The sequence below is a fragment of the Pseudomonas sp. B28(2017) genome, assembly GCF_002113025.1.
Classification (GTDB): Bacteria; Pseudomonadota; Gammaproteobacteria; order Pseudomonadales; family Pseudomonadaceae; genus Aquipseudomonas.
This window is the reverse complement of sequence record NZ_NEJH01000008.1, coordinates 52449-70492: the sequence shown is the minus strand read 5'-3', so window position 1 is coordinate 70492 and position 18044 is coordinate 52449. Positions and strand designations below refer to the sequence as shown.

The following is an 18044-nucleotide window of genomic DNA, read 5'->3' as shown; positions in this document are numbered from 1 at the left end:
ATTGATTTAAATTTTTATAGAACAATTCTGCATACACCTCGCTCCCACAAAAGGCAGCCAGTTTTGTAACCCGACAACGGAGGTCGTTCATGGCCCGTGTTTCTCTGCTCAGCCTGCCATTGCCCGCGCCGTCGCTTGAAAGCAAGCAGCGCTGGCCGAGCCTGAACCATCGGCTGCTGCCATGGTTGTTGCCGACTCTCCTGTTCAGCCTCTGGTGGCTTGCCAGCCGCAATCACTGGATGAGCGAGCAGATCCTGCCGACGCCGACCCTGGTCTGGAGCAGCGCCGTTGAATTGTCCCGGGGCGAGTTGTGGAGCCACTTGTGGATCAGCCTGCAACGCTTGTTCCTGGGCTTGCTCGCGGGAGTCAGCGCAGGCGCTGTCTTGGGGGCGGCACTGGGTTTCAGTCGTCGCCTGGAGCGCCTTGTGTTGCCAACCTTCGCCGGGTTGGCGCAAGTTCCGACCCTGGCCTGGATTCCATTGTTCATGGTGCTTTTCGGCATCGGCGAAGTGTTGAAACTGGTGGTGCTGATCAAGGCCATCGTGGTGCCGGTGACCCTGCATACGCTGGTCGGCGTGCGCGATGCGCAACCAAAGCTGCGCGAAGCCGCCGCCGTGTTGCGCCTGCCCAGGCACCTGTTGATTCGACGCCTGGTGCTGCCTGCCGCACTGCCGGCATTCATGGCCGGTGTGCGCCTCGCACTGGCCGCCGGCTGGACTTCGCTGCTCGCTGTCGAACTGCTCGCATCCAGCGAAGGCATCGGTTACCTGATGGTCTGGGCACGACAGTTGTTCATGCTCGACATCGTATTCGTGTGCATTGTGGTGATCGGCTTGATCGGCGTGGCGATGGATCGCGGCATCGGTCTGCTGGACAGGAAACTGGTGCACTGGCCGCACCCCGCCACCGCCGAAATCCGTCGCGGGCCGCGTTATCAAGGCTGGCAACGCCTGCAACCATGGCTGCTGCCGCTGACGCTTCTGGCGTTGTGGCAACTGGCCTCGGATCAGCAGTGGATCGACGCAAACATTCTGGTCAGCCCGCTGGACGTCCTGCAGACCGCTCGGGGTGGCTTGCTCGACGGCACACTGCTTGGCGGCATGGCCCTGAGCCTGAGCCGAACCCTTGGCGGATTGCTGCTCGGTGGCGGGTCAGGGTTTGCCTTGGGCCTGCTGCTGGGGTTGTCGCGCACCAGTGAACGGGTGCTAGGCCCAACCCTCGCCGCCATTCGCCAGATCGCCATTTTCGCCTGGGTGCCGCTGCTCACTGCGTGGTTCGGTCTGGGGGAGTTGGCCAAATGGGTGTTCGTTGCCCTCGCCGCATTTTTCCCGCTGTTTATCGCCACCCAACGCAGCGTTGCCCACCTGTCGCCGCAACTGAACGAGGCCGCACAGGTGTTGCGCCTGAATCTGCGCCAGCGTCTCGGTCGACTGGTGTTGCCGGGCGCCGCGCCGGGGATTTTCGCCGGGCTCAGGCTGAGCCTGATCTACGCCTGGCTCGGCACCATCGGCGCCGAATATTTCATGCCGTCCAACGGCGGCATCGGCAGCCAGATGATCGGCGCCCAGCAACTGCTGCGCATGGACCTGATCATGGCCGGCATGCTGCTGGTGGGCCTCACTGGCGCCCTGCTCAACCTCGTAGGCCAACGCCTGGAAATACGCGCCACTCGCTGGAGACACGCATGAACGCACCAATTGTCAGCTTCAATCACGTGGGTAAAACCTTCGACGTCGACGGCTTCGAACTGGAGGCCATTCGCGAATTCAACCTGGACATCGCCGAGGGCGAGTTCGTCGCCATCGTCGGCTCCAGCGGTTGCGGCAAATCCACGTTGCTACGGCTGCTGGTGGGCCTCGACAGGCAATTTCGCGGGCAGATCAGCGTGGACGGAAAAGCCGTCACGGGTATCGGCGGCGAGCGCGGCATCGTCTTCCAGGAACACCGCCTGTTCCCGTGGCTGAGCGTGGCCGACAACATCGGCCTGGGCCTGGTCAACGAGCCATTGAGCGCGGCGCAAAAGCAAAAGCGCATCCATGATTTCATCGAACTGGTGGGCCTCGGCGACTTCGCCCGCGCCTATCCGCATCAGCTCTCCGGCGGCATGGCCCAGCGCGTGGCCATTGCTCGCGGCCTGGTGGCCAGCCCACGGATTCTGCTGCTGGACGAGCCCTTCGGCGCCCTCGATGCACTGACCCGCCAGCAGATGCAGGACGAACTGCTGGCGATCCGCGCGCGGGCAAAAATCACCACCGTGCTGGTCACCCACGATGTCGAGGAAGCGATCTTCCTCGCCGACCGCGTGGTGGTGATGGAGCCGCGTCCGGGGCGGATCAAGCAAGTGGTCGACATCGCCCTGCCCCATCCACGCCAGCGCAGCAGTTTCGACTTCCACCAATTGCGCGAAGAACTGCTTCACGAGCTCACCAGCGACGATCACTACCAGCCCCCGGTGCCGGTGCAGGTCCGCGATCTGCCGCTGTCCTTCATTGCCTACTGAGAAAGGAAATTCTTGATGCCGCAACGCCCCAACTTTCTAGTGATCCTGGCCGATGACCTCGGCTTCTCCGACCTCGGCGCCTTCGGTGGCGAAATCAACACGCCGAACCTCGACGCACTGGCCAACAATGGCCTGCGCCTGACCGACTTTCACACAGCACCGACCTGCTCGCCGACCCGTTCGATGCTGCTGACCGGCACCGATCACCACATCGCCGGCATCGGTACCATGGCCGAAGCACTGACCCCGGACCTGATCGGCAAACCGGGCTACGAAGGACACCTGAACGACCGCGTGGTCGCCTTGCCCGAGCTGCTGCGCGAGGCGGGCTACCAGACGTTGATGAGCGGCAAATGGCACCTGGGCCTGACCGCAGAACTGGCACCCCACGTCCGGGGTTTCGAGCGCTCGTTTTCGTTGTTGCCCGGCGCGGCCAACCATTACGGCTTCGAGCCGACCTACGATGAAACAACGCCACGGTTGCTGAAATCCACACCGGCGCTGTACATCGAAGACGACCAGTTCATCGACGAACTGCCGAAGGATTTTTATTCTTCCGATGCCTTTGGCGACAAGCTGCTGCAATACCTCAAGGAGCGCGACCAGACCCGGCCGTTCTTCGCTTACCTGCCGTTTTCCGCACCCCACTGGCCGTTGCAAGCACCGGCCGACGTGGTGGAAAAATACCGTGGCCGTTATGACGCCGGCCCTGAAGTACTGCGACTCGAGCGCCTGGAAAAACTCAAGTCCCTGGGGTTGATCGAGGCCGATGTCGAACCCCATCCGCTGATCGAGCTGAGCGCGCGATGGAATGCCTTGAGCGACGAACAACGGCAGATCTCCGCTCGCGCCATGGAGGTTTATGCGGCGATGGTCGAGCGCATGGACTGGAACATCGGCCGCGTCGTCGACTACCTGCGCCAGCAAGGGCAACTGGACAACACGTTCATCCTGTTCATGTCCGATAATGGCGCCGAAGGGGCATTGCTGGAGGCTTTCCCGAAATTCGGCCCACAGCTGCTGACCTACCTCAACCAGCATTACGACAACAGCCTGGATAACATTGGCCGCGCCAACTCCTACGTCTGGTACGGGCCGAACTGGGCTCAAGTAGCGACCGCGCCGTCACGGTTGTTCAAGGCCTTCACCACCGAAGGCGGAATCCGCGTGCCGGCGCTGGTGCATTACCCGCAGTTGCCGCTCAAGGGACAGATCAGCCACGGTTTCAGCACCGTGATGGACATCACCCCGACCATTCTCGACCTGGCCGGTGTGCGTCATCCGGGCAAGCAATGGCGCGGCAAACCCGTGGCAGAAGTTCGCGGGAAGTCGTGGCTTGGGTTTCTGTCGGGCGAGACCGCGCAAGTGCATGATGAGCACACCGTTACCGGGTGGGAATTGTTCGGTCGGCGGGCGATTCGACAGGGGCAATGGAAGGCGGTGTACATCCCGGGGCCGGTGGGGCCGGCGACCTGGCAGCTGTATGACTTGGGCAATGATCCGGGGGAGATTCATGACCTGGGGTCGAGCCAGCCGCAGAAGCTCAGCGCCTTGATCGAACATTGGCAGCGGTATGTGGATGAGACCGGGGTGATCTTGAGTGAGTCGCCGTTTCAGCCGGATTGATGTTGCCTGATGCACCGCATTCGCGAGCAGGCTCGCTCCCACATTGAAATGCGATCTCCTGTGGGAGCGAGCCTGCTCGCGAAGAGGCCCTTGCAGACAACCCTCAAGCCTGCGCCGTACGCACCTTGTCTGCGACCACTTCATCCTTGCGCTCAAACCGGTTGGCCCGTGCAAACGTGCCGAAATCATTGAACCGCACGCCCATCTCGCGCATCACCTTGTGCCCCACCGGCACGGTGAGCTGCCGGATGTAGAACGGTTCCTTCACCACAAAGTGATGGATCCCGTGGCTGCTGCCGAAGTTGAAGCAGAACGCCTGCAACGGCCACAGCCACCAGGCATTCAATACCTGGGTCTGTTGCATCACGTTGCCCGGCTCCACGTCACCGTAGTAGTGCATGTTCGAGCTGATGAAATGCAGGCAGAAGGTGCGCAACACGTTCGGGCCGATGATCACGACTGCCGCGATGTCGATCACCTGCATCACCGACAACGTCGTCGCCGACCACTCGATCGGTGCGCCCATCAGATGCGCAACGCCATTCGCTGCGTGGAAACCGAGAAACACGTACCACGCGCCCCAATGCATCAACGCCAGCGGCGCGTAGACCTTCAACGTGCGCTGGATGATGCTGAACTTCATGGCCCAACTCTTGGCCCGTAGAATGCGGATGAAAGACGACATGATGTTGTCGCCAATCATCAGGAACCGTGCGACCCCCCAAGGCTCGCCGTTGGTGATGGCGCGTTCCTCCATGTCGGCTTCGGAGCCGGAGACCTTGTGGTGGTTGAGGTGCAGGTGGCGGCGAATCCACGGGTTGATGGTGCTCGGCCGCGCCAGCCACACCAGGCCCATCATCAGGTTGTGCGGCACCTTCTGCTTGCGGAAGTACATGCTGTGGATCAGGTCGTGTTCCAGCTCGTGGGTCAGCGAGGCGAAAAAACCGTTGAGCAGCAGGCACACCCACCAGGCCATGTGCCCGGTCAGGTAGAGCGCGGCCGAACCGATCATACCGGCCAGGGCGAAAGCCAGAATGCCTGCGCCGAGGGCGTCCTGATGCTTGAGAATCGGGTACTGCTCGCGCAATTCGATGCCTCTGGCCAGCACCACTTCACGGATATGGGCTGATCGTTGGGCTACATTCAGTCGTTGGGGGCTTGCAGAAGTACGGTCCATGCTTCCATCCTCTGGTTATTGATGGTTGCATCCTGCCTTGCGTACCCTCGCAACGCGGTAGCCGAGAACGCCAACCTGTTGACCGGAAGCGCCAATCAGCATGACCGAACCGACCTCACTCGCCAGCTGGACCCGCGCCCTGCGCAAGCAACTCGAGGCCCTGGGCATCGACAGCACCGCGCTGTGCCATCAAGCGGGGCTCGATCCACAGTTGATGGACGACCCGAACGCCCGATACCCGCTGTCAGGCACCACACAGCTGTGGGCGTTGGCGGTACAGGTCAGCGGCGACCCGGCGATCGGCTTGCGGGTTTCGCGCTTCGTCAGCCCGACCACCTTCCATGCGCTGGGTTATGCGCTGGTGGCCAGCGGTAGTTTGCGGGAGGTGTTCGAGCGCATTGTGCGTTATCACCAAGTGGTCAGCGATGCCCTGGAACTGGAACTGACCCGCGCTGAGGATCGCTACCGTTTCCGTCTGAAAATCCCTTCCGGCAACCCGGCCCCGGCCTTCGAAGCCATCGATGCGTTCATGGCGATCTACGTGCGCACCTGCCGCAATCGCCTGGGCCGCGAATACGCGCCGCTGGCGACCTACCTGCGCCGTCCGGAACCGACAGACTCGCACCAATGGCATAAAGTCTTTCGCTCGCCCGTGCACTTCGGCGCCGAAGAGGATCGACTGGAATTCGCCCTCGTCGACTTCGACAGCCACCTGGATGACGCCAACCCGGAACTGGCCGAACACAATGAAACCGTGCTCAAGCGAACCCTGGCGCAACTCAAGCCGCTGACGTGGGAGCGCAAGGTCCGCGACGCCATCGAAGAACAACTGCCCGAAGGCGAACCCAGCGCCGAGCACATCGCCAAGGCCCTGCACCTGAGCCTGCGCAGCCTGCAACGGCATCTGGCGGATGAAGGCTGCCGGTTCGATACGCTGCTCAACGAAAGCCGCGAAAACCTCGCACTGCTGCACCTGCGTGACCCTCAAGTCTCGCTGAGCGAAATCAGTTATCTGCTCGGGTTTGCCGACACCAGCAGCTTCAGTCGCGCGTTCAAGCGCTGGACGGGGATGACACCGGGGCAATTTCGGGATGGGTTGCGGTGACAGATCCTGGAGGTGGGTTGTCTATCCGGCCTCTTCGCGGGCAAGCCCACAAACCTGTGATTCCCACAGTGGGGCTGCTTGAGCTGTTAAATCGTGGCCAACGCCCGCAACCGGGCAGCGTCGAGAATTTCAATTTCGCCATAACTCAGCCCGATAATCCCCTGCCCCTGCAACTCCTTGAGAATCTGGTTGGTGGTCTGGCGCGACAGCGACAACATTGAAGCAAGTTGCTCCTGGGGCAGTTGCAGGACACGGCGCGCAGGGATGGTCTCGCCATAACCTTCGGCGATCATCAACAAGCGGTGCGCCAGTCGTGCCGGGGCCGGCAACAGGCTCAATTGTTCGAGGTTGATGAAGGTCATGCGCAACTTCTGGCTCATCAGCAACGCCAGTTGCCGCCAGTGCTGCGGATGCTCGTCGAGCAGCGCCAGCAAGGTGTTCTGGGGAATGTGCAGCAGCGTGCAATGGCCCACGCCGTACGCATCGTGGGTGCGCGGCTGGCCATCGAACAGGCAGATTTCACCGAACCAGTGCGGCGGCTCCACCAGGCTCAGCAACGCTTCCTTGCCCTGCTCGCTCACGGCACCGACGCGCACCGCGCCTTCAAGCACCGCGTACAGGCCACAGGGTGGATCGCCACGCTTGAACAGCCGTTGGCCCGCAGACAAGCGCCGCACCCTGGCCACCGACAGCAGACTATCCTGTAGGGAAACAGGCAAATGGCTGAACCACTGACCGCTCATCAGGCGTGGACGCCAAACCTGCATATCCATGAAAACTCCTAGAGATTGTCGCCTGGCTGACAGAGCGAGAAGTGGCCCCGGGGCATGATCAGTCACCCCCACAGGAGAACAACAATGAAAAGCCTCGTCGACCATCTCAGTCAATACGCCGCCTACCACCGTGACCCGCGCAACATTGCATCGCACTTTATCGGCATTCCGCTGATCGTGGTCGCCGTCGCGGTGTTGCTGTCCCGGCCGGGATGGTCGCTGGGCGGTGTGTGGCTGTCACCGGCGGTGCTCGTCTCGCTGGCATCGGCGTGGTTTTACCTGCGCCTGGAGTTGCGCCTGGGCGTGTTGATGACCGTGTTGCTCGGGCTGAGTGTCTGGGCCGGTCATGCGTTGGCACAGCAAAGCACGCTGGTGTGGCTGGGCAGCGGCGTGGCGATGTTCGTGATCGGTTGGGCGATCCAGTTTGTCGGCCATCACTACGAAGGGCGCAAGCCGGCATTTGTCGATGACGTAACCGGGCTGATTGTCGGGCCGTTGTTCGTGGTGGCGGAGTTGGCGTTCATGCTGGGAATGCGGCATGAGCTCAAAGAGCGGATCGAGGCGCGGGCGGGTGGGGTGCGGGTCAATCCGAAGCGTGCTGCTGTCTAGATCGCCATCGCGAGCAGGCTCGCTCCCACACTGATTTGCGTCGATCACAAATCCACTGTGGGAGCGAGCCTGCTCCGGGCGGCGTTCCGACGAAGCTTTTGCTTTTAGATGTTGGCGACTTTCTGCCAGACCTTCGGCTTGAAGAACAATGTCTCTCCCTTCGCCAATCCGATCAGGCTGTCGTGATCCTTCACCACTTCGGCCTCGATCAGATCGCTCTGCCCTTCAACCTTCAGCGTCACCCGCGTCGTCGCGCCCAACGGACGGATATCCCGCACCTCGGCAGCGTGGTGATCTTCCAGCTCATGGCGCGACAGCGACACCTCGTGCGGGCGGAACAGCACGTGCTTGTCTTCGCCCAGGTGCAGCCGGTTCGAATCACCAAGGAAGTGATAGACGAAATCGCTGGCCGGGTTTTCGTAGACATCGCCCGGTGAACCGATCTGCTCGATCACACCCTTGTTCATCACCACGATACGGTCGGCGACTTCCATCGCTTCTTCCTGGTCGTGGGTCACGAACACCGAGGTCAGGTTGATGTCTTCGTGCAACCGCGCCAGCCAGCGACGCAGTTCCTTGCGAACCTTGGCATCGAGTGCGCCGAAAGGCTCGTCGAGCAGCAGCACTTTCGGCTCCACCGCCAGGGCGCGGGCCAGTGCAATGCGCTGACGCTGACCGCCGGAGAGTTGTTCCGGGTAGCGATCCGACAGCCAGTCCAGCTGCACCATGTTCAGCAGTTCGTGGACTTTGGTGGCGATCTGGCTTTCGCTCGGGCGCTGGTTTTTCGGTTTCATGCGCAGGCCGAACGCGACGTTGTCGAACACCGTCATGTGGCGGAACAAGGCGTAGTGCTGGAACACGAAACCGACGTTGCGATCCCGCACGTCATGGCCGGAAACGTCTTCACCGTGGAACACGATGTTGCCCTGGTCCGGGGTTTCCAGGCCGGCGATGATCCGTAGCAGCGTGGTCTTGCCGCAGCCCGACGGACCGAGCAACGCGACGAGCTCGCCGCTCTGGATGTCCAGGCTGATGTTGTCCAGCGCCTTGAACGCGTGGAAGTTCTTGCTGACGTTACGCACTTCGATCGACATGAAATCATTCCTCCGCGGCGCTGGCGCGCAGGCGGTTAATACGGTTTTCGCTCCACTGCTTGGCCAGCAGGATGAAGAGCGCCAGGATCAGCAACAGGCTCGCCACGGCGAACGCGGCCACGTGGTTGTATTCGTTGTAGAGGATCTCCACGTGCAGCGGCAGGGTGTTGGTCACCCCGCGAATGTGCCCGGAAACCACCGACACCGCACCGAACTCCCCCATGGCCCGCGCGGTACACAACACCACGCCGTAGATCAGGCCCCATTTGATGTTGGGCACGGTGACGTGCCAGAACATCTGCCAGCCGTTGGCGCCGAGCAGGCGTGCAGCCTCCTCTTCCTGAGTGCCTTGTTCCTGCATCAGCGGGATCAGTTCACGGGCCACGAACGGCACGGTAACGAAAATCGTCGCCAACACGATGCCCGGCAGGGCGAAGACGATCTGGATATCGTGATCCTGCAACCACGGGCCGAACAGACCCTGGGCGCCGAACATCAGCACGTAGACCAGACCGGCGATCACCGGGGATACCGAGAACGGCAGGTCGATCAGCGTCACCAGCATGCTCTTGCCGCGGAACGAGTACTTGCTCACGCACCAGGCGGCGCTGACGCCGAACACCAGGTTCAGCGGCACCGAAATCAGTACGGCGATGACCGTGAGTTTCAGTGCCGACAGCGCGTCCGGCTCAAAGATCGCGGTGAAGAACGCTCCGAGGCCGAGTTTCAGGCCCTGGGACACCACGATGAACAGCGGCAGCAGCAGGAACAGCGCAAAAATCAGCCAGCCAAGGCCGATCAGGACTCGCCGCGAGGTCGCACTGCCACGGCGGGCAGCGTTCGAGGAAGCGGCAGCAATAGACGATTGGGACATGGGTGCGCCTCCTTATGGGGTTTCGATGCGCCGCTGCAACAAGTTGATCAGCAGCAACAGGACGAAGGAAACCACCAGCATCAGTACACCAATGGACGTAGCGCCGGTGTAATCGTATTGGTCGAGCTTGACCATGATCAGCAGCGGCAAGATCTCGGTTTTCATCGGCATGTTGCCGGCGATGAAAATCACCGAACCATACTCGCCAACCCCGCGGGCAAAGGCCAACGCGAAGCCGGTCAACCAGGCGGGCAGCAGCGCGGGCAGCAGGATATGGCGAAAAACCTGCAATGGTTTCGCTCCCAGGCACGCTGCCGCTTCCTCCACTTCACGGGGAATATCGGCCAATACTGGCTGTACGGTACGTACTACGAATGGAAGTGTCACGAAAGTGAGGGCAAGGGTGATGCCCAAGGGGGTGTAGGCGATCTTGAAACCCAGATCCGTTGCAAACTGACCGACCAGGCCGGTAGGGGTGTACAACGCTGTCAGCGCAATACCGGCCACCGCCGTGGGTAATGCGAACGGCAGGTCGATCATGGCGTCGATGACTTTGCGTCCGGGGAAGGTATAGCGCACCAATACCCAGGCCAGCAGCGTGCCGATGATGCCGTTGATGATCGCGGCACACAGGGCGGTGCCGAAACTGAGCTTCAATGCGGCCAACACCCGTGGCGCCGAGATGATTGCCCAGAACTGATCCCAGGTGAGTTGAGCGGCATGCACGAACATCGCCGCCAGTGGTATGAGCACAATCAGGCTGAGGTACACCAAGGTGTAGCCCAGCGTCAGCCCGAAGCCGGGTATGACGGGGGAAATACGACGCGACATATAAGTCCTTGGTTGAGAACGCACAAAGCCTCGAATCGAAATTCGAGGCTCATTGATGGCTATTTAAGACTACTGCGCCTGGTAGATCTGGTCGAACACGCCGCCGTCATTGAAGAATTTCGGCTGCGCGGCTTTCCAGCCACCGAAGTCCTTGTCGATGCTCACCAGTTCCAGTTTCGGGAACTGTTGGGCGTATTTGGCGGCAACATCCTTGTCCCGTGGACGGTAGAAGTTTTTCGCCGCGATTTCCTGGCCGGCCGGGCTGTACAGGTGCTTGAGGTAGGCTTCGGCGATCTGCTCGTTGCCCTTTTTCTCGGCGTTCTTGTCGACCACCGCCACCGGTGGCTCGGCGAGGATCGACAGCGAAGGCACGACGATGTCGAACTTGTCAGCGCCACCTTCTTCTTTCAACGCCAGGAAGGCTTCGTTTTCCCAGGCCAGCAATACGTCGCCCTGACCGTTGTTGACGAAGGTAATGGTCGAACCGCGAGCGCCGGTATCCAGCACTGGCACGTGCTTGAACAGGGTTTGTACGTATTCCTTGGCCTTGGCTTCGTCGCCGCCGTTGGCTTTGAGGCCATAGGCCCAGGCCGCGAGGAAGTTCCAGCGCGCACCGCCGGAGGTTTTCGGGTTCGGCGTGATCACCGAGACGTCATTCTTGACCAGATCACCCCAGTCCTTGATGCCTTTAGGGTTGCCTTTGCGCACCAGGAACACGATGGTCGAGGTGTAAGGCGTGCTTGCGTCCGGCAGGCGCTTTTGCCAGTCGGCCGGCAAGGTTTTGCCCAGCTTGGCGATTTCGTCGATGTCACCGGCCAGGGCCAGGGTCACGACGTCGGCACGCAGGCCGTCGATCACCGCCCGGCCTTGCTTGCCCGAGCCGCCGTGGGATTGCTGGATTTTCACGGTGTCGCCGGCATGCTCCTTTTGCCAGAACTTGACGAACTCGGCGTTGTAGTCCTGGTACAGCTCGCGGGTCGGGTCGTACGACACGTTGAGCAGCTCGTAGTCCTTGGCTACCGCGGAACCGGCAAAAAGGGCGCTGGCCAGGGCGGCCAAAGCGAAGTGGCGAATCGACGACATGGTGAAAGCTCCTGGAATTCTTGGTTTGTTGGCTTTTTTATGGGATATCGGAAATCGCGGTGCCTGGTTCGCCTCAGCCCGGCTTGTTGCCCGGCTGCTGCAAACGGAATTTTTCCTTGCGCTCGATCTGCACCACCTGGGCGTTGTGCACGGTGATTTCCACGGCACCAAAGCGCAGGTCGCGCAGGGCACTCTGGATTTCACGCAGGATGGTGGCTTCGTCTTGACCGTCGACGCTACGCAGGGATGCGCTCATATTGCTGCTCCTTCAACTGAGAGGTTGCCTCGCAGTGTCGGCACTGCTTGCGGCTTGAGAGCAATACTAGAGAGGTATAGATATTCTTAAAAAGACTATTTAAGAATTTTTATATAACCAGAAGAGATTAACTGGAAGGACAAGGGCTTGGGGTGAATCACCCTCTTTCAGGCACACAAAAAACCCTGTGGGAGCGAACTTGCTCGCTCCCACAGGGTTTGCGCCTATCCAACCACCGGGGCATGAGCCCAATCGAGCTGCAACGCAGGTACCGGCCGCCCGTACCAATAGCCCTGCCCCAGATCACATCCCTGTTCAAGGAGGAAAGCAGCCTGCTCGACCTGCTCGATCCCCTCGGCATGTACCTGCATGCCCATGCTTTGGGCCAGCGCAATGATCACCCGCGAGATCGCCGCATCATCCTCATCCCACGGCAATCCGGCGACGAAGCCCTGGTCGATTTTCAACTTTTGCACCGGCAGACGCTTGAGCCGCAGCAGCGATGAATAACCCGTGCCGAAGTCGTCGATGGCCAGGCGCACACCCAACTCGCGCAGGCGATGCATCTGCTCCAGCGCGACTTCCGGATCCTCCATCACCGCGCTTTCAGTCACTTCAAGCTCCAGAAACGCCGGTTCCAGACCGGTTTCGCGCAGGACCTGCGCCACCTGCCGATACAGCTCACGACGGGCGAACAGGCGCGAAGATACGTTGACCGCAACGAACGACAACGCCACGCCGCCCTGCTGCCATTGGCACATCTGCCGGCACGCCTGCTGCATGACCCAGGCATCGATTTCAGCAATCAGACCGGTTCGTTCGGCGACCGGAATGAATTCCGCCGGCGACACCAATCCCCGCTGCGGGTGCTGCCAACGCACAAGTGCCTCGACGCCAACCAGGTGACCGGTCCTGAGGTCGTGAACCGGCTGGTAATAAACCCGCAGCTCTTGCTGGTCCAGGGCGCGGCGCAATTCGAAGGCGATCTCGACCCGTTGCTGGGCGTGGGCCGTCAGCTCTTCGGTGTATAAAGCATAATCATTGCGCCCCGTGCTCTTGGCCTTGAATAGCGCAGAGTCGGCATTGCGCAGCAGTTGCTCGACGCTCAGGGCATCGCTGGGGAACAGGCTGATGCCGATGCTGGTGTTGATGAACAGCTGGTGCCCGTCAATGAGGAACGGCTCCTTGAGGCCATCGATAATCCGCTGGGCCAACGCAGCAGCCTGAACCAGTTGCGGACAGCTTTCGGCGAGTACGGCGAACTCATCCCCACCCAACCGCGCCAGGGTGATGCCCGGGCCGAACATGGCGCCCAGGCGCTCGGCCACCGCCTTGAGCAACTGATCGCCGATGGTGTGTCCGAGGCTGTCGTTGATCATCTTGAAGTGATCGAGATCGATCATCAGCAGCGCACAGCCGCGCTTGTGGACCTGCGCCGAGGCCAGGGCCTGTTCGGCGCGATCGGTGAACAGCAGGCGGTTCGGCAGGTCGGTCAGAGGATCGTGGTGCGCAAGGTGCATCAACTCGTGTTCGGAGTTCTTGATTGCACTGATATCGGAAAACACCGCCACATACTGGCTCGGCTGGCCATAGTCGTCGTGGATCAGGCGGATCGTTTGCCATTGCGGGTAAATCTCGCCGCTTTTGCGCCGGTTCCAGATTTCCCCACTCCACTCCCCGACACCGGCGAGGGCGGCAAACATCGCCTGATAAAACGCAGGGGAATGTCGCCCGGACTTGAACAGATTGGGCCGCTGCCCCAGCACGTCCTCACAGCCGTATCCGGTGATTTCCATAAAGGCACGGTTCACATGGACGATCACGCCTTCCCGATTGGTGACCAGCACCCCTTCGCGGGTACAGTCGAACACCGCAGTCGCCTGGCGCAAACGCTCACGGTTGGTATTGCGCTCGTGCAAGGTGGCGCCGATTCCCAGGCATCGCAGCAGCCGCGCCCGGGCAATGAAGATCACCCCGGCGCTGAACAGCACCCAAACGTAACCGTTGATCAGTTGCCATCGCAGTCGCTCGGCAGAGCTATCGAATAAACTGTTCAATAAATAACCACTGATCTGCAGCCAAACCACAGAAAGCAACAGATAGAGCAGCGCTGCACGCAAGGCATCGCGATAGGTGGCAGACATCCGGCGATCCATGTCCTTACAAAAAGGTTGGAATTATAGTTTGAAGACACATCCAGCCACTCTTATCTGAAAGGGCGACTGGTTTTCTGTGTGGGCTTAGTGATAATGCAACGGCTGTTTTTTCTTTCATCGAGGGCCCTATAGCCTATGTGGTACGAAGGTTTTCTTGGCTTGTCGCCCTGGGCACTGGTAGCAGTCACCCTGCTGATGACCCACATCACGATCATCGCCGTCACGGTCTATCTGCATCGTTACTCGGCCCATCGCTCCCTGGAGCTGAATGGGGGCCTTAAGCATTTCTTCCGTTTCTGGCTGTGGCTGACCACGGCGCAGAACACCCGCGAGTGGACCGCCATCCACCGCAAGCATCACGCCAAATGCGAAACCGTCGATGACCCGCACAGTCCGGTCATCAAGGGTTTGTCCACGGTGCTGCGCAAAGGCGCCGAGCTGTACCGCGCCGAAGCGGAAAACCCCGAGACGTTGCGCATCTACGGCAAGAACTGCCCCGAAGACTGGATCGAGCGCAACCTCTACAGCCGCTTCCCGCTGCTGGGCGTGGCGATCATGGGCGCTATCGACCTGCTGCTGTTCGGCACCATCGGCATCACCATCTGGGCCATCCAGATGATGTGGATCCCGGTATGGGCCGCCGGCGTGGTCAATGGCCTGGGCCATGCCATCGGCTACCGCAACTTCGAATGCCGCGATGCGGCGACCAACCTGGTGCCGTGGGGCATCCTGATTGGCGGCGAAGAACTGCATAACAACCATCACACCTACCCTAATTCGGCAAAACTGTCGGTGAAGAAGTGGGAATTCGACCTGGGCTGGGCGTGGATTCAAGTCTTCAGCTTCCTGCGCCTGGCCAAGGTTCAACGGGTTGCGCCGATTGCTCACCGCGTCGAAGGCAAGGGCAACCTGGACATGGACACCGCCATGGCGATCCTCAACAACCGCTTCCAGATCATGGCCCAGTACCGCAAATTGGTGATCGGCCCGCTGGTCAAGCAAGAGCTGGAAAAGGTCGATCACTCGGTACGTCACCAGTTCCATCGGGCCAAACGCCTGCTTTCGCGCGAAACCAGCCTGCTGGATGACAAACACCATGTACGCATCCAGAACATGCTCGAGCACAGCCAGGCGCTGAAGGTAATTTACGAGAAACGCCTGGCCCTGCAGCAGATCTGGGTCAAGACCAGCTCAAATGGCCACGACATGCTGGCAGCCATCAAGGATTGGGTACACGAAGCCGAAGCCAGCGGGATTCAATCCCTGCGCGACTTCGCCGATCAGTTGAAGACCTACTCCCTGCGCCCTGCCGCCGTCTGAAAAAACCTGTGGGAGCGGCGCACCGTCGCTCCCACATTGGTATGTGGCGTGATCGCAAAATCGCGCCATCAGTACCGCCCGGCGGGAGCAAGCCTCCTCGCCACACAAGGCGGGAACTTCATCTGAAAAGCCCTATCTCAAAGACACTTCGCCATTCCCGGCGGGCTTGGTGTTGGCCGCTATCGAACTCGCGGCATGCCCTTTGAGATTTGTGTCGATGGCCCCAGAAAACCTGCAAGACTTATCTCCGTCCCATTGGCCCGAGGCCGCGCAGCCCCTGATAGCGCTGATGCATGCCCAACGCGAAGTCGCACGCCTGAGCGAACGCGAACAGTTGTTCAGCACCTTGCTGATGAGCGTCAATGCAGTGCTGTGGGCATTCGATTGGGAAACCCGCAAGGTGCTTTACGTCAGCCCCGCCTATGAACGGATCTTCGGCCATTCGGCCGATGGACTGCTGGCCGACAGCAATCAATGGTGCGACAGCATTCACCCTGACGACCTGGACTATGCCGAACGCAGCCTGGCTGAAGTGCTGGACAAAGGCGCCATCGAAGACCGCGAGTACCGAATCATCGCTGCTGACGGCCAGGTACGCTGGCTAAGCGACAAGTGCTACATCAACCGCCAGGCCGAGCCGGGGCAACCGGTGATCATCGTCGGCATCGCCGAAGACATCACCGACAAGAAACAGATGGAAACCGAGCTGCATCGCCTGGCCACCACCGACGCGCTGACCCAGAGCAGCAACCGCCGTCATTTCTTCGAGTGCGCTCACCGCGCGTTCGCACACGCCCGGCAACAGGGCGAGCCGCTGTCGTTTCTGATGCTGGATATTGATAACTTCAAGACGATCAACGACACCTACGGTCATCAGGAAGGCGACAACGTGTTGCAACGCATTGCCGAAAGCGGCCGCGCAGCGTTGCGCCGCCGCGACCTGTTCGGGCGCATTGGCGGTGAGGAGTTCGCCGCGGTGTTTCCCGGGTGCACGCCGCAAATGGCACTGCAAGTTGCTGAACGCCTGCAACGGCAGATTCAGCAATTGAGTTTCAACCATGAGGGCCGAACGTTCGGCATCACCGTCAGCCAGGGCCTGACCAGCCTGACCGCCGCGGACGAAAACGTGGAAAACCTGTTTTCCAGGGCGGATGCGGCGATGTATCAGGCCAAGCGCGAGGGCAAAAACCGGATTGTCACTGCCTGACCAGCCACCACAAAACCCATGTGTGAGCGAGCCTGCTCGCGAAAGGCCTGCATATCCAACATCTCTGTTGACTGACACACCGCTTTCGCGAGCAGGCTCGCTCCCACAGGGACTTTTGTCAGATTTACTTTTTGCGCAGCCGCATCAGCTCCGGCAAGCCGATCTTGAGCAACCTCGCCGTCCGGCTCTTTGCCAGCGCCTCGATGCCCTCATGCTCGCTCAGGCGCGCCATTTGTGCCGCCATGTTCATCACCAGCGCTTCGCGGGAATAAACCCCGCCACCAAGCTGGTAGGCCGCCGCAATCAGCTCCCGCAACTCCAGCGGCAGGCGCCAGCGTGTGCGCAGTGCCGAACCATAGGCCGCGCCATATTCAGCCAGCGCTTCACCCACCTCCTCCCACTCGTCCAGCTCGCCTCCGGCCTGTTTCCATTCCTGCAGACAGCGCAGCAACGCCAGATCGCCGAGACGGTGCAGCATGCCGGCGCAATAGCAGCGCTCCTGATCCAGATCGAGCAAGCGCGCCAGGGTCCGGGCGTATTCAGCGGTGTGCAGGGACAGATCCCAGTAACGCTCGGCATAGTCGGCCAATTGCGGATCGCTGAGCCGGGCACTTCGCTTGAGCGCCAGCCCGAGAATCAGATTCATGCTCTGCCCGGTGCCCAGGCGATGCAGCGCCTGGGACAGGGTCTGCACCGCGACGCCGTGGTGCTGGGCCGCACTGTTGGCAGCGGCGATCAACACGGCCGTGACCTGCGGATCGGTACGAACTTCGTCTTCCAGCACCGTCAGATCGAGCCCATTGGGATTGAGGCTGCGTTTGACCGCTACTTGCACGTCGGTCATCAGCGGCGCACCGTCGGCCAATTCACGTCGACGCTCCAGATACACCGACAACGTCATGCCCGGCGCCAGCGATGGCACCTCACACAAGACTTCTTCGCCAGCGTTCAGCAGCACCCCCTGCAATCGATGGGTCAGGCTTTGCATATTCAGGGGCTTGGTCAGGTACGCAGCTGGCGCCAGCGGCAAGGCCTCTCGCACGCTGGCGCTGTCGTTGCGACTGCTCATCAGAATGAACGGCATCGGCGGATTGCGTTTGCGCTGGCGTACGCTGCGCAGGACATTCAGGCCATCGACGCCCGGCAACTCCCAGTCGGCGATCACCAGGTCATAGGGGTTGGCGGCCAACAGCTCCAGCGCTTGCTGGCCATCGGCGCACAAATCCAGCCGCGCATCGCAGCGTACGTTCAACAACACTTCCTTGAGCAGATCCCGGGACCAGGGGTCGGCCTCGGCGATCAGGACTCTCGGAACCGCGGGTAAAATGACAGTTGTCATACAGCTCTCCCTGGCAATGCAGGAACCTTAGCCAATGCTGGCCATTCGATACAGCGCTAATGCGCGGGATGTGTTTCCAGAGGCATGAAAAAAC

At 60.8% G+C, this 18044-nt stretch carries 16 protein-coding genes; 7 read left to right on the top strand and 9 right to left on the bottom strand.

The features are described from left to right. Positions 1–89 precede the first annotated feature (89 nt). The 3 genes from CAF65_RS19780 to CAF65_RS19770 are packed head-to-tail and all read left to right on the top strand — an operon-like array spanning position 90 to position 4126. Positions 90–1688, top strand: a complete 1599-nt coding sequence (locus CAF65_RS19780) for an ABC transporter permease (RefSeq protein WP_085717800.1) — start codon at positions 90–92, stop codon at positions 1686–1688. Next, positions 1685–2500, top strand: coding sequence for an ABC transporter ATP-binding protein (locus CAF65_RS19775; RefSeq protein WP_085717799.1), 816 nt, complete (start codon positions 1685–1687; stop codon positions 2498–2500). Before CAF65_RS19780 ends, CAF65_RS19775 begins: the two co-directional genes overlap by 4 nt. A gap of 15 nt (positions 2501–2515) precedes the next feature. Next, positions 2516–4126 carry an arylsulfatase gene (locus CAF65_RS19770; protein WP_085717798.1) on the top strand — a complete coding sequence of 537 codons (1611 nt, stop codon included), beginning with the start codon at positions 2516–2518 and terminating at the stop codon, positions 4124–4126. Between the two features lie 103 nt (positions 4127–4229). Here CAF65_RS19770 and CAF65_RS19765 read toward each other — a convergent pair whose 3' ends face one another. Further along, on the bottom strand, positions 4230–5303 hold the full coding sequence (locus tag CAF65_RS19765; RefSeq protein ID WP_085717797.1) for a fatty acid desaturase: 1074 nt from the start codon (positions 5301–5303) through the stop codon (positions 4230–4232). Positions 5304–5403: 100 nt separating this feature from the next. Here CAF65_RS19765 and CAF65_RS19760 point away from each other — a divergent pair, with 100 nt between their 5' ends. Further along, positions 5404–6408, top strand: coding sequence for an AraC family transcriptional regulator (locus CAF65_RS19760; protein ID WP_085717796.1), 1005 nt, complete (start codon positions 5404–5406; stop codon positions 6406–6408). An 86-nt stretch (positions 6409–6494) separates the two neighbouring features. On the opposite strand, the gene CAF65_RS19755 is transcribed toward CAF65_RS19760, so the two are convergent. Then, positions 6495–7181 (bottom strand): Crp/Fnr family transcriptional regulator, encoded by a 687-nt coding sequence (locus tag CAF65_RS19755; protein ID WP_085717795.1) that lies wholly within the window; start codon positions 7179–7181, stop codon positions 6495–6497. Between the two features lie 84 nt (positions 7182–7265). Between CAF65_RS19755 and CAF65_RS19750 the strand changes: the two genes are divergently transcribed. Continuing rightward, on the top strand, positions 7266–7790 hold the full coding sequence (locus tag CAF65_RS19750) for a DUF962 domain-containing protein (protein ID WP_085717794.1): 525 nt from the start codon (positions 7266–7268) through the stop codon (positions 7788–7790). A 104-nt stretch (positions 7791–7894) separates the two neighbouring features. On the opposite strand, the gene CAF65_RS19745 is transcribed toward CAF65_RS19750, so the two are convergent. The 6 genes from CAF65_RS19745 to dibA form a co-directional block, all read right to left on the bottom strand. Then, entirely contained in the window at positions 7895–8884 is a 990-nt protein-coding gene (locus CAF65_RS19745; RefSeq protein ID WP_085717793.1) for a sulfate/molybdate ABC transporter ATP-binding protein, read from the bottom strand. Between the two features lie 4 nt (positions 8885–8888). Next, positions 8889–9758, bottom strand: a complete 870-nt coding sequence (cysW, locus tag CAF65_RS19740; RefSeq protein WP_085717792.1) for a sulfate ABC transporter permease subunit CysW — start codon at positions 9756–9758, stop codon at positions 8889–8891. A gap of 12 nt (positions 9759–9770) precedes the next feature. After that, the gene (cysT, locus tag CAF65_RS19735) at positions 9771–10589 is read right to left on the bottom strand and encodes a sulfate ABC transporter permease subunit CysT (RefSeq protein WP_008019110.1); all 819 of its coding nucleotides are present in this window, start codon (positions 10587–10589) and stop codon (positions 9771–9773) included. A 69-nt stretch (positions 10590–10658) separates the two neighbouring features. Further along, positions 10659–11672, bottom strand: coding sequence for a sulfate ABC transporter substrate-binding protein (locus CAF65_RS19730; RefSeq protein WP_085717791.1), 1014 nt, complete (start codon positions 11670–11672; stop codon positions 10659–10661). Positions 11673–11745: 73 nt separating this feature from the next. Continuing rightward, positions 11746–11928, bottom strand: coding sequence for a sulfur starvation response protein OscA (oscA, locus tag CAF65_RS19725; RefSeq protein ID WP_007975618.1), 183 nt, complete (start codon positions 11926–11928; stop codon positions 11746–11748). 224 nt (positions 11929–12152) lie between these two features. Continuing rightward, entirely contained in the window at positions 12153–14072 is a 1920-nt protein-coding gene (gene dibA, locus CAF65_RS19720; RefSeq protein WP_085717790.1) for a phosphodiesterase DibA, read from the bottom strand. A 147-nt stretch (positions 14073–14219) separates the two neighbouring features. Between dibA and desA the strand changes: the two genes are divergently transcribed. Then, a complete protein-coding gene (desA, locus tag CAF65_RS19715) occupies positions 14220–15404 on the top strand; it encodes a delta-9 fatty acid desaturase DesA (RefSeq protein ID WP_085717789.1) in 1185 nt (394 codons plus the stop codon). Positions 15405–15621: 217 nt separating this feature from the next. Further along, positions 15622–16611, top strand: a complete 990-nt coding sequence (locus CAF65_RS19710; protein WP_085717788.1) for a sensor domain-containing diguanylate cyclase — start codon at positions 15622–15624, stop codon at positions 16609–16611. 124 nt (positions 16612–16735) lie between these two features. On the opposite strand, the gene CAF65_RS19705 is transcribed toward CAF65_RS19710, so the two are convergent. Continuing rightward, positions 16736–17950, bottom strand: coding sequence for a response regulator (locus CAF65_RS19705; protein WP_085717787.1), 1215 nt, complete (start codon positions 17948–17950; stop codon positions 16736–16738). Between the last annotated feature and the right edge of the window lie 94 nt (positions 17951–18044).

Excerpts from the sequence above, each read along its gene's own strand:
- CAF65_RS19780 (WP_085717800.1), top strand. The coding sequence starts at position 90 with ATGGCCCGTGTTTCTCTGCTCAGCCTGCCATTGCCCGCGCCGTCGCTT.
- CAF65_RS19775 (WP_085717799.1), top strand. The coding sequence starts at position 1,685 with ATGAACGCACCAATTGTCAGCTTCAATCACGTGGGTAAAACCTTCGAC.
- CAF65_RS19770 (WP_085717798.1), top strand. The coding sequence starts at position 2,516 with ATGCCGCAACGCCCCAACTTTCTAGTGATCCTGGCCGATGACCTCGGC.
- CAF65_RS19765 (WP_085717797.1), bottom strand. The coding sequence starts at position 5,303 with ATGGACCGTACTTCTGCAAGCCCCCAACGACTGAATGTAGCCCAACGA.
- CAF65_RS19760 (WP_085717796.1), top strand. The coding sequence starts at position 5,404 with ATGACCGAACCGACCTCACTCGCCAGCTGGACCCGCGCCCTGCGCAAG.
- CAF65_RS19755 (WP_085717795.1), bottom strand. The coding sequence starts at position 7,181 with ATGGATATGCAGGTTTGGCGTCCACGCCTGATGAGCGGTCAGTGGTTC.
- CAF65_RS19750 (WP_085717794.1), top strand. The coding sequence starts at position 7,266 with ATGAAAAGCCTCGTCGACCATCTCAGTCAATACGCCGCCTACCACCGT.
- CAF65_RS19745 (WP_085717793.1), bottom strand. The coding sequence starts at position 8,884 with ATGTCGATCGAAGTGCGTAACGTCAGCAAGAACTTCCACGCGTTCAAG.
- cysW (WP_085717792.1), bottom strand. The coding sequence starts at position 9,758 with ATGTCCCAATCGTCTATTGCTGCCGCTTCCTCGAACGCTGCCCGCCGT.
- cysT (WP_008019110.1), bottom strand. The coding sequence starts at position 10,589 with ATGTCGCGTCGTATTTCCCCCGTCATACCCGGCTTCGGGCTGACGCTG.
- CAF65_RS19730 (WP_085717791.1), bottom strand. The coding sequence starts at position 11,672 with ATGTCGTCGATTCGCCACTTCGCTTTGGCCGCCCTGGCCAGCGCCCTT.
- oscA (WP_007975618.1), bottom strand. The coding sequence starts at position 11,928 with ATGAGCGCATCCCTGCGTAGCGTCGACGGTCAAGACGAAGCCACCATC.
- dibA (WP_085717790.1), bottom strand. The coding sequence starts at position 14,072 with ATGTCTGCCACCTATCGCGATGCCTTGCGTGCAGCGCTGCTCTATCTG.
- desA (WP_085717789.1), top strand. The coding sequence starts at position 14,220 with ATGTGGTACGAAGGTTTTCTTGGCTTGTCGCCCTGGGCACTGGTAGCA.
- CAF65_RS19710 (WP_085717788.1), top strand. The coding sequence starts at position 15,622 with ATGGCCCCAGAAAACCTGCAAGACTTATCTCCGTCCCATTGGCCCGAG.
- CAF65_RS19705 (WP_085717787.1), bottom strand. The coding sequence starts at position 17,950 with ATGACAACTGTCATTTTACCCGCGGTTCCGAGAGTCCTGATCGCCGAG.